Below are 12,309 nucleotides of genomic sequence, written 5' to 3'. Positions count from 1 at the left end.
AGGGACCCGGCAACGTCGATAACGGAACTCGCGAAGGCAACAAGGGACCCAGCAACGTCGACAACGGAACTCGCGAAGGCAACAAGGGACCCGGCAACGTCGACAACGGAACCCGCGACGGTAGCAACGGAACTGGCAATGTCGACAACGAGCTGGACGATGTTCCGCAAACAGGGGATAACAGCGTATCGCCAATCTTCTATATGGCTTTGGCGCTGATGTCCTTGATTACGATCGGACTCTGTCTGCTCGATAGAAAGAAGAAAAAGCACATCCAGTAACCGGAAAGGCGGTAGGAAAATGAGTAAAATCAAAAAATTTCTTATCGCCGTTTCCTTCCTTCTGTTGATATTTTCTCTTGCCACTGTTGCGAGAACTCTCCTGCGGGATTACGCCGAGCAACAGCAAATGGAAGATATTGCAAAGGTTTGGGAGGAAGAGTCGGACAAAGGCGGAGGGGAGGTAATCCCCTCCGCTTTGATTACGAAGGTGCATGAGCCGGTCTTGCTTCCCGAATTTCGAGAGCTTTACGAGAGAAACCCGGACATCGTCGGTTGGCTGAAGATTGACGATACCCGAATTAATTACCCGATTATGCAGAACCCACAGGATGCGGAGTACTATCTCAATCATGATTTCGATAAAAATGAAAACAAAAGCGGCCTCCCCTTTTTGGACGCGCACAGCCGGATCAACGGTTCGGATATTTTGCTGATTCACGGACATCACATGAAAAGCGGCTGGATGTTTGCAGATTTGTTGAAGTACAAGAAAGAAAGCTTTTATAAGGAGCATGCTACATTCCAGTTCAGTACGCTTTACGAAAAGGAAGAGTATGAGATTGTCGCCGTTATTGAGTCAGAAGTTTATCGCAAATCAGACGACGTTTTTAAATACTACCAGATTGAGAAGGTAAGTACGCCCGCCGAGTTCGATGTGTATGTTCAAAACATCAAAAAACTCGCTCTTTACGACACGGGCGTGACAGCCCGGTATGGCGACAAGCTTATTGTACTGTCTACGTGTGAGTACTCGACCGAAAACGGTCGGTTAGCGGTGGTCGCCCGAAAGCGTAAATGACGATGTTGAAACACGGAGTCTTACTGCTTCATATCACGTTCTCCCTTGGAGGACGTGATTTTTTTTGAATAGCAGCCGCCGGTATCTTATAAACATTGTTGACATGACACTAAAAGGTGTCCTATAATCAAAATAGACACCAAAGGGTGGCCGATTTCGGATTGGAATTTTGGAATTTTGGAATTTGGAAACGCCGAACACCATTTTCAGTTTCGCACTCTATAAAGAAATAATAGGAGGAAAGGAAATGTCCTATATCGTTGATTTTAAAAATGTGTCTACGGTTGGTTTGGAGTCTTCGCCTGTAGTAGATGCGCTTGCTGGTTTACGCGCTAATGAAGCCCGTTACTTCATGAACAAGTACAAGCATGAATTTACGGTTATACCAGCTAGCGACAGCCAGGAGACCATTGATTATGTGAGCCGAATTTTGAAGGAAGAACGTGATATTGCGTTTGCGGCCAAACCTTTAGAAACGTCGCGTTTTCAAGTGGAAAATATCAAATGGGCCTTCGTCTTTTATGAGGATGGTCTAGTGGTCAACGTCATGTATACGGTTGATGACCCTAAGAAGCGGGCCGTTGGTTTTAAGCTTTCTGAGGGGATGGAGGTACCGAAGGAGTTAGAAGAGAAGTTTAAGTTTGCTAGACAGAAGTCTAAACTAGCTGGAACAATTCGAGGTTCGTTTTTTGTGATTAAAGGAGAATATTAAAGTAAGCAAAAGCGCAAGCACAGCGGTGGGGGACTGACCCCCGTTTGTGAGACAGGGATCAAATGAAACGATTCGATGGGGGCATTATCAGCGGGCGTTCCTTTGCGGGACATGCTCATGATAATGCCTTTTCCTTTTATAGCCTCCTGAGGCGGCAAGTTGCAGACGAGCACACAGTTTCATAAAATAGGTAGTTAATAGAATGGAGTTGAAACAATGGTACAAGAAGTAATCTCCTTGGTGTGCGGGACATGCGGCAGTTTATCGGAGCCAGTCAAGATGGAGAGTGAGTTTTTTGATATCGTTGGTTTCGAAAATGATGTTATGGAATGGTCTGATTACGAAAACGAAGTGCCTCCGCTAGATGCTCCCCATTGGGTACGGTCAGATCGCCCGCCTGTGCAAGGTCAGGTTAGAACAGTGAAAGTACGTCATCCTTTCCATATGAAGGCGGGAGAACCCTTTTGGATGTTATACACTCCGATATCTTCCAGTCTCAATGGGTGGGATTCTCATCCGGAAGAGATTGAGCATTCTGCTTTTGTCCAGTGTTCCATCGAATGTGTGCTTGAACGGAATGATTTAAAAGCGTGGTTGCGAGTTAAGGTCTTAGAGGTATGGATGATTAAAGATTTTAATAATCGTTTTCCGGCCCGAAATGGGAGTAGCGGGTACTTGGATGATTTCGAGATATTTGGGAACCCGTACATATTCCTTTACCGGAAATGGCTATTTATCAGTGCAGGCGCACAGGGAGATCTTGGCGTATGGGGACTCGTAAAACAAATGGATAGTCAGTACCATATGCTAGTATATGGAGATTGGGGCTTTCATAAAAACAATGCTTTTGGAGGCAACATCCTGTTACCCGGGCATCAAATTGAGGAATGGATCAAGCAGGCGATGCAGAATAATCGCTATGAGAAGGTAGAGTAACAGGATTATATCAGGAAATCCGTGCATGCTTCCGGTGCGTTTGTTGAAAGTCCCTCGACTATAATCAACAAGGGAGGGCAATATGTTGTTTAGGAAGAAAGAAACGCAGCTTGATCGAATAACAACCAAACTCGAAAAGGCCATGCGCAAAGACACGGACTTTTTGGTGTTTGGAGCATCCTCACACAAATACAAGGTTTATGAGAAGCTTACAGCAAAAGAGCTTGCGGACTGGCAAGCAAAAAATCAGGTCACGCTCCCGGAGCCTTATTCGCAGTTTTTAACGAAAGTCGGAAACGGAGGCGCCGGACCGTATTACGGGATTTATTCGATTGAAAAGGCCACTTCCTATACCGAAAGAAATGCACTCACTGCAAAATGCGTTCTGCACCCCAGAATGACAAAAGAGGAATGGAACCATCTAATCGAACCCTTGATTAATGATGAGGACATCTCCGACTCGGAATACGACGCCGCCTATAATATGGTGATGGGCGGCATGTTGTGCATTGGCACACAAGGCTGCGAATACGATATGTATCTCGTGCTTGAAGGAGAACACAGAGGGAAAATCGTTTATACTTCAGGTTTTTATCCCGATCATCCCTTTTTCTTTGTCTATGAAGACAATTTTCTGGACTGGTATGAGCGCTGGCTGGATGAAATTCTTTTGGATTATGATATCGCGTGGTTTGGCAGCAAAATGCCGGGCGATGAAAATGCGTTGATCCAGGTTTATCAAAACGCCCCAAACGAAGAAGTCAAATCAAAAGCGCTTGATGGAATGTTCAAGTTTAAGAAAATCTCGCAGCCAACCATTGATTTTTTAAAAAACGTTGCCGATCAAGGACAAAACGATCGCATCACAGCCATTCGGCTAATCTGCAAATCCTCTGTTGACACGGGAAGAGGCTATCTTCTCGAGCTCCTGCATTCGGATAGAAATGAGGATTTATTACACGCTTTACAGATTCTGAACTGGTATGGTAAATCTGTTGATTTATCGGAATTTATAAAAGTGATCGTGCAAAGTCTCGACAGGGTTCACGACCCGGAAACGTTACGTCATGTGGGGTATGTTTTGGAATCTTCCGGCGCGATTACAATCCAAAACTTTGCGCCCTTTTTGTGCCACGCCGACTCGAATATACAAACCGCCGCGATCTATGCCACACGCAGTTGCAAGGACAAATCGGATAGTTGGGAGATCATTGAACAGGTGTTAATGGGTGGCGACAAGGAGGTTGTGAAAAACTCTATTGTATTTTGGGGCATTATCCCCCATGAGAAGTTATTGCCTTATTATAAGGCTGCATGGCCGGAATATAAAAGCAATAATAACTTCAGGGAAAAATTTATAGAGTGTTTGAAAGAATTAAATTTGCCAGATGATTATTTTGACAAAGAATAATTTCACTACATTAGACAGGAGGAATTTTACATATTCCCTTAGCAGACGTGTAAAATAAAGGGACATGCGAACATTAATACGTATTTTTAAAATGGATACGTTGACGGATATGGCGAGATCAGCTGATGAAACACGCGGAAAGGCGGGAGACGATGAACCCATTGCAGAAAGAAGCGCTGGAAGAGATGATGACAGCGATTCATGAATGGTTTGACGAACAGGAAAATCGAATGGACGTGGAGGAAGCGGTCAAGCGCACCACGCTGCAAGCGGGGATCTTTCAATGTATTATGTTGGATTATCGGCCGGGCAGGACCAGCGTTAAGCATTTTAAAACGAATGCTGCGGGCAGAAAGTCAATGAAGGCGTCACCCTTTACGCGGGAGCAGGTCTTGCATGAGGTTCAGCCCCTGCTGGCAGAAATCGTAAAGGAGAAGCTGGACAAGCTGAAGACGTCGCGGCTGATCGACTACCGGTTTACCTTTGAAGGAACCTTCGCAACGACAGATGGGCCCGTGAAATTAACGGTGCTGGAAATTGTATATGAAGAGAAAAAGCGGCAGCTTTTGGAGCGAATTCAGTCCTATATCGAGGAAAAACTGGAGAAGGGCTCTTACCCGACAAAGCCGCTGGAAACCTTCTTTTTGACCCGTCATTTGCTTGACCCACATTTGTTTCACGAACCGGAAGCCGCAAAGGTGATTACTTTATTTGATCGGATTCAGGAGCTGAACAAAGAACGGGTGCAAGTGCTCGCGGAGCATCGAAGGAAAATCATCGGGGCCTTAACCGACTGGGCCGAGGCTGTATTCCTGCCACATTACTACGAAGTTACCCGTTCCGAATACGGGACCAATGAATATGAAATCAAGCCGGATGCGGCTCTGGCGAACATGGATGAGCCGAATCAGCCTGTCGACCTACTGTTGTACGGCGCGGTGATGATTCTTCGTTATAAGCCGAACTACAGTAAAATCAAGGGCCAGACTTTTCTGGAATTGGCGGCGAAGCTTGGCAGCGGCAAAGCCGTGCGCATGCTGAAGGAGGGCAGCGACAGCTTCTCGCAAGAAGACGTACGTTTGCGCCACGAGTTAGTCGAATGCAAGGCTAACGATGTTTTTTCCCTCATTACGGTCATTCTTCGCGAGGAAGAAGCCGGGGCGTACGAACGGGCGATTTCATTTATTCTCTCTCTGCTCCGAAAGGGCTTCCCGAAAAGCTACAAAATCAAGCTAAAATCCAGCGCGAGAGAGGTATTGCCTATCAAAGGGCTTGCCAAATCGGATACGCACCGTTTTTTTGCGAATGCGCTGGCTTATTCTGAGCTGCATCCGTTATTGGAGGAATACGCTCGTGAGGCGATGGAAAAGTTTGAATGGTACGAGGATACGGAAGACGAAAAAAGCGTAATGCCGGGCAGTTATGCCGTATTCGGGCTGGGACTTTCGGCCGAGCGGTATTTTCCGCTCGTCGAAGCTTACATGGCCCTCGTGGACGATGAGCATCAGCTGATGCATGACAAGTTCACGGCCGTTTTTGCCGAAACCCATGGCGTAACGGAACGTTCGACTTCCGCCTTGGTCGCCTGCCTACGATGCTCCCACGAATCGCTAAAGCTAAAGATTCAGCCGGAGCTGGAAAGCGAAGACAAGCTGTCGCTGTTGGTGCAGCATGTAGAGACCTTGCCGGATTACGAGGCCGAGCGGGTGCTGTATCCGATTTGGGGCAAGGCGGAGAAGCTGGCTACATTAGCTAGCAAGGCGCAGGGACCGCGCAAGGAGCTGCTGCTTCGTCTGCTAAGAGCGGCGGGTAAAGCCTGATGGTGGCTCGACGGTCTTTATTATGAAGCGTTCGCCGGTCGAATGGGTTGCCAGCACTTAGAGGGATTGGTTGGACATACTTTCGATGTTTGAATCTAGCGAAGCCTGCTTCTCCTGAAGCAGCCGTTAATTTGGCCAAGGTGATTTCAAAGCTTTCACCATTAGTCGGGTATATGATTGAATTTAACACGTGTGACAAATAAAAATTTAATGCTTAGAGGTAAGCCGGGAATCCCCCGGCCTTTTTTCGTTGCCGAAACTCCCAATGCGCTGAACCTTATCAGAAGTAACGGCGAAAAATTGTGTGGTCCTTTGTTCAGAGATTTTTCTTCAAAAGTTTCAAGGTTGAAGTTGAGAAACTTCTGGAATCCAGTGAGAGAAACGATGCGGACTAGGAGTCTTAGAAATGAAATCAAAAGTCAGACCGTAAGAGGAGGGGAATGCGTGGAGTTGATAAACGATCATTCCATCATTGAAGCTGTACTGAACGGCAATAAGCAGGCGTATGCGGGCATCGTCCGGCGCTATCAGAATAAACTTTACGGATTGTTCCGCAAGATGGGGTCTTCCGAAGCGGACGCTCAGGACCTGACCCAGGAGACGCTGATTAAAGCTTACCGCAAGCTGGCATCGCATAATCCGGCGCAGAGTTTTGCGGGGTGGGTTTATACGATCGCCATCAATTTGCAGAAGGACCGGGGAAGTCGAAAAAAACAGGATTCGTTGCAGGAAGACAGCTATGAACGCGAAACGCCGGAATCGAAGCTGCTGCAAAAGGAGCTACGTTCCGAGCTGGACCGTCTGCTGGAGACGCTGCCCGAGCATTATCGGCTCGTACTGATTTTACGCTACACTAACCAACTCAGCAATAGGGAGATCGCCAATATTACCGGCATGTCGGTCCGGCAGGTTACCAACGCTGTCTTTCGTGCCAAAATCAGTCTGCGAAAAATCGTAGAAGACAAGGAGGGGCATCACTATGACTTTCTGGGAGCGTACCAAAACGAAAAAAGTCAGTCGTAAAGCGGAGAGCGGCAAACCGACGATAGAGGAAAGAAACTGGGAAAATTCGCTATTTGTCCAAAACCTGTCGGATGAGTTTACCGACCGGGTGATGCTGGCGTTGGAAGGAATCGAAATCGAAGCGGTAAAGGCAGGCCATACGCACCAAGAGTCGATCGGAAAAATCGACCCGCAGGACGATACCTCCATTGTCGCCCAGATAAAACGCAGCCACGCCGCCAAACGTTCTGCACGCCTCAAAGTCTGGGGTGCAACGGCAGCCGCCGTCGTGCTTGTGGGCAGCACGCTGCTGTATACACAGCCCACCCTCGCCGGTATGGTGCGGTCGTTGTTTGCGAAGGATAGCTACGTGGACCATGGTATGAAAAATGTCCAAGAAACGGGATTGGTGCAGATTTCCGGCGTCAGCGCTACAGACCAGGGTTATATTTTGAAAGTCAACGAAGTCATTGCCGACTCAACCCGACTTATTATCGGGATTGACATATACGATACCAAAGGAAATGTCCTGATCGGAGAGATCAATTACAATAATACTGCTAAATTCAATGTCCACTATATCCAAAAGGGTCATTTTGGAGATGTTTTATATGATAAAAGTCAGGGGGGGAACAAGACGACCAACCGATTCGAATTCGACTTTAAGCGTCCTGTACTGGCCGACAAGCTGCAGCTTGATGTGCATATCAATGAACTGAGACTATATAAGGATAGATTGAAAGCGGAGCCTCCGATTAAAACGATAAAGGGGGACTGGACGATGAGTATAGAGGCTGATCTGGCCAAAGCCAAAGCCCAAACGCTGCTGACCGCGATTAATCAAACGTATGAGACTCCAGGTGGCATAAAGATCCACATGCAGGGGGCTACCCGGACACCGAGCGGCGGATCGCTTGAATTTACTACGAAACTGACTCCGGAAGCGGCCGGACGGGCGGCGAACGGACAAAGCGGATTCCATTATCTTAACTATCATCTAGAGGACGAACAGGGGAATTGGCTGGGAGATAGCTCTAAGTTCGACATCAGTCGCCTGTCCGAACTGGAACGTTGGAGCGGAGTGACCCAATGGTTCTATCAATATAATAATTTCGCCTACGACAAGCAGAAGATCCGGTTCGTGCTGGACAGCTATGTGATTCAGGAGAATAGTGGAGCATCGGTCACGCTCGACCCTGCAAAAATGTCGGCAGAACATCCCGCTAAATTTGAAGACTCGGGGGATAAGCTTCTGCTCAAGGGACTAAAAATCGGTCCCGGTCCGAATGCGAATGGGATCATTCCGCTTGGAGGTACAGTGAATAACAATATTATGGGGGATACCTGGGTTGCGATTGACGAGAATGGCAAGGAGTATTCCATGGGTGTTGCTGGAGGTATCTCGATCGATAGAACAGGTTTGGTCGAATTGAGAGATGCTTGCTTTGTCATCGAGGGGTTAGATACAATGCCCAAGCAACTGACTCTTAAACGCATCATGTTCAACCATCAGTATAGGGATGCCGACTGGTCCTTTATCATTCCGCAGTCTGGGACGAAAGGCGTCATTCCGGAATAAGCGTGCTCTGGCTCAGAACGGCACTCCACTTGCGGGTTCTGGCAGTCGTTGTGGTGATGGAGCTTCATGGGCAATATTGTTAACTTCATGAACGGAGGGAGAGCTTGCTTAAGTGGAATAGCGATGTATGGAGAAAGCTTGCAGGACCGTACGGATCTGCCGAGAACGTACCTGTGTTATTGCAGCAGCTCATGGGGCAATATAGCCAGGAGATTTTTGACGAACTCTTTCAGGAGCATTTGTTCCATCAAAATACGATCTATACGGCTACATACGCGGCGATGCCGTATTTGGCACAAATAGCATGCTCTACATCTGATGCGGAAGTGCGTAAAGAGCTGTTTATCAGTTGCGGTATAATCGAGGCAAGCCGTGATGGGCGCGATGAGGCGCCATTTCCGGGATCTTGGGCGGAACTGGCCGATGATGCAGGCAGCTCCGTTTGTACCGAATTGTATCGTGAATATATAGAGGCCATTGGTAAGCTCAAGGCGCTTACAAAGGAAGTATTCGCCTATACAGCCTATCATTCCATCGATGAGACGGAGAAACGTTATATTCTTGTCGCGGACGCTGCTTATCGGGGCTTGTATATCGTTGCCAATATGTTGATGACGTTTATTCACGGTGATGAGTATGTGGCCGTGTGTCCGGCCTGCGAGGAAGATGTATTCCTAAGGTCTAATGAAGATCATGCAGAAATCCTTCAAGCCTACGAACACGATCCCGTCTTTCACACTGGTCAGGAATCACATGTCATCGTTCCGGCAACGTCATTTGCAGATGAAGAAATACGGACATTAGCGGAGCGGGCGGAAGCGATCGGAGAGCAATCATTGGCCGGGCATCTGCATTATTTAGCGGGGGAAACATCATGTCCGTCCTGCCGTGAGAAAATTTCTATATGGCCGTCTTTACTTAGCACATTTACGATGTAGAGCTGCAAGTTAAGGGGGCGGGGAGAAACTAGGAGCTGTCACGCCGCGACAAGCTCCTTCTTTATTTGTCGGTTGGAAAAATTAACACTTGCTCTTCACCGTGATGGCTGGCGCTTCAGCTTGCTTGAAGTAAGGAAGTAATGAAATCAAGCCCAGGATCGCCAGAACGAAACCTACCCATAACGGAGAACGGAGTCCATATCCAGCGTCGATGGCCAGTCCTCCGATGGAAGAGCCGGCGACGACGCCGAGGCTAATAACGGACCCGTGAACGGTCGTAACCAGCGTGCCGGTCCCTGCAACGCGGGTGATGCGGGTCGACATCGCAGGATTAAGGGTCACTCCTGTTAGTCCAATCAGAATGACGGCAATGACAGAAACGTACGGACTGTGGGCATAGATTCCGAACATCATCAGCGCGGCAGTCAAGAGTACCAATCCTATGGTTAAGGTTGGCATCATATATCGATCGGCAAGTCTGCCGGTAACCAGGTTTCCTGCCACTGTCGCTATGCCGTATATCCCTAACAGAAGCGGAATCGTCGCTGTGTCGAAGCCGGAGAGGTCGGTCAAGATAGGCGCAAAATAACTGAATGCGGCAAACGTCGCGCCGATAATGAGAAGGCTGGTCGCATAGGCAGCCCATAGATTTGGATTTTTGAAGCTCGCCAATTCGCCGCGTAAACTAACGGACTGCGGCTTGGCCGCGGCGGGGATCACTTTCATGCCCAAAAGTCCGGACAGCAAAACCAGTACGACAACCGCCCAAAAACTGGAGCGCCATCCGAAGTATTGGTTGAAGAGCATCGCCGCGGGCAAGCCAAGCGCGGTAGCCACCATTAAACCGCCAAGGACGACGGAAGCGGCACGACCGCGATACTGAGGACTGACTAACTCAAAGCAAATGCCAAGCGAAACGCCGAAGCAAGCAGCGGAGGAAATGCCGGTAATGATCCGGGCAACCATCATCATCTCATATCCGAAGGCTAACGCGCCAAGTGTCTGACCGAAGAGGAATAGGGCCGAAATCCATAAGAAGGCCCTTTTCTTTGACACTTTGGACAAACCAATCGCTAGCAAAGGCCCCCCCACAATCATCCCCGCAGCATAAGCGGATATAAGATAGCCGATGGAAGCAATGGATACGTCAAATTCCTTCGATAGCGAAGTCATGATTCCGGCCACCGTGAATTCGGCTGTGGTCATGGAAAAGATCATCATTCCAAGTACGTAAATAGCAAACGGCATATGAATAACCTCCGGTTTTCGAATAAATTGTAATGATTAGTACAAAATTAAGCGTGCAATGCTTCTATGGGACTCCGTTCAAACACCCTTGCTTTTTTATTAATCAGTACAAAATTACCCGTAAAAAAGTGCAACGCTAGAATACGATTTCCAACGTTGCATTACCCATTTGAACGGCCCTTTCACGATTCTGAGCAGCGGCATTGAGTACCCGTAGTCCATAATAATTGCTTAGAAAGAGGCGGGCTAAATCTGTAGCCTGATGCGTCCGTGAGATTTCTCCCGACAGCTGCCCTGCCTCAATCGCCTGTTGCAGAGCCTGCTCCAGCAAGTCCACGTGTCGTTTGAATAGGCGTTCGACCGCCGGATCTCTTTGTGCGCGCTCCATGGCAGCATTGATCAGTAGGCAGCCTCTTCGGTTCTCGTTTGAAAAGTCCTCTTGGATCGCCCAATTGAGCAAAGCACGAAGTCGGTCTTTTATAGGTCCTTGCCGGTTAAGAATCTCAATCTGGGCTTGAATGCCGGTTTCATGGTAACGCAAGAGGGCTTGTTCATAAAGCTCGTGCTTGCTTCCGTAGGCATTGTATAAGCTTCCTCTTCCAAGACCGGTTTGTTTGCACAGATCCTCCGTCGAGCAAGCCTCGTAGCCATTTTCCCAGAACAATTCCATAGCCGCATCGATCACGGCGGTATCTTTAAACTCCCGCGGTCTTCCGCTTTTACTCACCTCATACCACTCCCTTCCTGCACGTTCTAATAAAAACATAATAATAATTTTGTACTGACCTGTCAAATATAAGCTTGGAACGGGTACCGTTCGAGTGCGTGCAAGTTTAGCTTGACAAGATGTATGGTTTTATGCCAAGTTACTGGTGTCGAAAAGGCTAAAAGAGCGCGAGAAGCGAGAAAAGGTGAGACACGATGAAAGCGAACCGGATGGAAGCGTTCAGCGATGGCGTATTGGCGATTATTATTACGATCATGGTGTTGGAATTCAAAGTGCCGGAAGGCCATGACTGGTATGCACTAATCGGACTTGGCCCGAAAATTCTCAGCTACATCTTCAGTTTCGTATATATCGGCATCTACTGGAATAATCATCATCACCTGCTGCACATGGTTCGAACGGTGCACGGGCGATTGATGTGGCTTAACTTGCTGCTTCTCTTCTGGTTATCCCTTATACCGTTCACGACGGCTTGGATGGGGGAAAGCCATTTTGCACCTAGTCCAACGGCGCTGTACGGCATTATTCTACTGCTATCGGCGTTCTCGTACCGGCTGCTTCAGCGCGCGATTATTCAACAGCATTCCGGCGATTCCTCATTCGTCGTATCGATGGGAAAAGACTGGAAGGTGAAATTATCTCCTTTTCTCTACTTGATCGCGGTCTTGGCCGCCTATGTGAGTCCTTGGATATCGTGCTTCTTTTTCGCACTCGTTGCCGTCATCTGGTTCGTGCCGGATAAGCGAATCGAGCATGCTCTGAGAGGCCAGTAAGCGAGAGGAGGCCGGGATCGATGAGGGATCTTGTGCGAGCATGATCAAAAAGAGATGATGTCTGGAAATTGGTTTCGTAGCAT

At 48.1% G+C, this 12,309-nt stretch carries 12 protein-coding genes; 10 read left to right on the top strand and 2 right to left on the bottom strand.

What is annotated here, in order from left to right; translation table 11 throughout:
- The 9 genes from QJ48_RS11830 to QJ48_RS11790 all read left to right on the top strand — a co-directional run.
- The coding region (locus QJ48_RS11830) for an LPXTG cell wall anchor domain-containing protein (protein WP_157261605.1) at nt 1-281 on the top strand (281 nt) is incomplete at its 5' end.
- A 19-nt stretch (nt 282-300) separates the two neighbouring features.
- Nucleotides 301-1,080: a class B sortase gene (gene srtB, locus QJ48_RS11825; RefSeq protein ID WP_054973800.1), complete on the top strand. Its 780-nt coding sequence runs from the start codon at nt 301-303 to the stop codon at nt 1,078-1,080.
- Nucleotides 1,081-1,327: 247 nt separating this feature from the next.
- Nucleotides 1,328-1,792, top strand: coding sequence for a hypothetical protein (locus QJ48_RS11820; protein ID WP_054973799.1), 465 nt, complete (start codon nt 1,328-1,330; stop codon nt 1,790-1,792).
- A gap of 279 nt (nt 1,793-2,071) precedes the next feature.
- Entirely contained in the window at nt 2,072-2,728 is a 657-nt protein-coding gene (locus QJ48_RS11815) for a hypothetical protein (RefSeq protein WP_237762877.1), read from the top strand.
- Nucleotides 2,729-2,810: 82 nt separating this feature from the next.
- On the top strand, nt 2,811-4,139 hold the full coding sequence (locus QJ48_RS11810; RefSeq protein WP_054973797.1) for an SMI1/KNR4 family protein: 1,329 nt from the start codon (nt 2,811-2,813) through the stop codon (nt 4,137-4,139).
- Nucleotides 4,140-4,291: 152 nt separating this feature from the next.
- Nucleotides 4,292-5,959 (top strand): DUF6138 family protein, encoded by a 1,668-nt coding sequence (locus QJ48_RS11805; protein ID WP_054973796.1) that lies wholly within the window; start codon nt 4,292-4,294, stop codon nt 5,957-5,959.
- A 444-nt stretch (nt 5,960-6,403) separates the two neighbouring features.
- A complete protein-coding gene (locus tag QJ48_RS11800) occupies nt 6,404-6,982 on the top strand; it encodes an RNA polymerase sigma factor (RefSeq protein ID WP_237762876.1) in 579 nt (192 codons plus the stop codon).
- Nucleotides 6,939-8,540, top strand: a complete 1,602-nt coding sequence (locus tag QJ48_RS11795; RefSeq protein WP_054973794.1) for a DUF4179 domain-containing protein — start codon at nt 6,939-6,941, stop codon at nt 8,538-8,540. The genes QJ48_RS11800 and QJ48_RS11795 overlap by 44 nt, the downstream gene beginning before the upstream one ends.
- A gap of 104 nt (nt 8,541-8,644) precedes the next feature.
- Nucleotides 8,645-9,478 (top strand): hypothetical protein, encoded by an 834-nt coding sequence (locus QJ48_RS11790; protein WP_054973793.1) that lies wholly within the window; start codon nt 8,645-8,647, stop codon nt 9,476-9,478.
- Nucleotides 9,479-9,559: 81 nt separating this feature from the next.
- Here QJ48_RS11790 and QJ48_RS11785 read toward each other — a convergent pair whose 3' ends face one another.
- Together QJ48_RS11785 and QJ48_RS11780 are read right to left on the bottom strand one after the other, a co-directional pair.
- A complete protein-coding gene (locus tag QJ48_RS11785) occupies nt 9,560-10,726 on the bottom strand; it encodes an MFS transporter (protein WP_054973792.1) in 1,167 nt (388 codons plus the stop codon).
- A 136-nt stretch (nt 10,727-10,862) separates the two neighbouring features.
- Nucleotides 10,863-11,453: a TetR/AcrR family transcriptional regulator gene (locus tag QJ48_RS11780; protein ID WP_054973791.1), complete on the bottom strand. Its 591-nt coding sequence runs from the start codon at nt 11,451-11,453 to the stop codon at nt 10,863-10,865.
- Nucleotides 11,454-11,647: 194 nt separating this feature from the next.
- Here QJ48_RS11780 and QJ48_RS11775 point away from each other — a divergent pair, with 194 nt between their 5' ends.
- Nucleotides 11,648-12,226, top strand: coding sequence for a TMEM175 family protein (locus QJ48_RS11775; protein WP_054973790.1), 579 nt, complete (start codon nt 11,648-11,650; stop codon nt 12,224-12,226).
- The last annotated feature ends 83 nt before the right edge of the window (nt 12,227-12,309 follow it).

It is taken from the genome of Paenibacillus sp. A3 (assembly GCF_001399685.1).
In the GTDB taxonomy this organism is placed as follows: Bacteria; Bacillota; Bacilli; order Paenibacillales; family NBRC-103111; genus Paenibacillus_G.
Note: the sequence above shows the minus strand (reverse complement) of the source record. Positions and strands in the feature narration are given on the sequence as shown.

What these genes read in the sequence shown, in the direction of transcription:
- QJ48_RS11785 (WP_054973792.1), bottom strand. Translation starts at nt 10,726, where the DNA reads ATGCCGTTTGCTATTTACGTACTTGGAATGATGATCTTTTCCATGACC.
- QJ48_RS11795 (WP_054973794.1), top strand. Translation starts at nt 6,939, where the DNA reads ATGACTTTCTGGGAGCGTACCAAAACGAAAAAAGTCAGTCGTAAAGCG.
- QJ48_RS11815 (WP_237762877.1), top strand. Translation starts at nt 2,072, where the DNA reads ATGGAGAGTGAGTTTTTTGATATCGTTGGTTTCGAAAATGATGTTATG.
- QJ48_RS11810 (WP_054973797.1), top strand. Translation starts at nt 2,811, where the DNA reads ATGTTGTTTAGGAAGAAAGAAACGCAGCTTGATCGAATAACAACCAAA.
- QJ48_RS11820 (WP_054973799.1), top strand. Translation starts at nt 1,328, where the DNA reads ATGTCCTATATCGTTGATTTTAAAAATGTGTCTACGGTTGGTTTGGAG.
- srtB (WP_054973800.1), top strand. Translation starts at nt 301, where the DNA reads ATGAGTAAAATCAAAAAATTTCTTATCGCCGTTTCCTTCCTTCTGTTG.
- QJ48_RS11775 (WP_054973790.1), top strand. Translation starts at nt 11,648, where the DNA reads ATGAAAGCGAACCGGATGGAAGCGTTCAGCGATGGCGTATTGGCGATT.
- QJ48_RS11805 (WP_054973796.1), top strand. Translation starts at nt 4,292, where the DNA reads ATGAACCCATTGCAGAAAGAAGCGCTGGAAGAGATGATGACAGCGATT.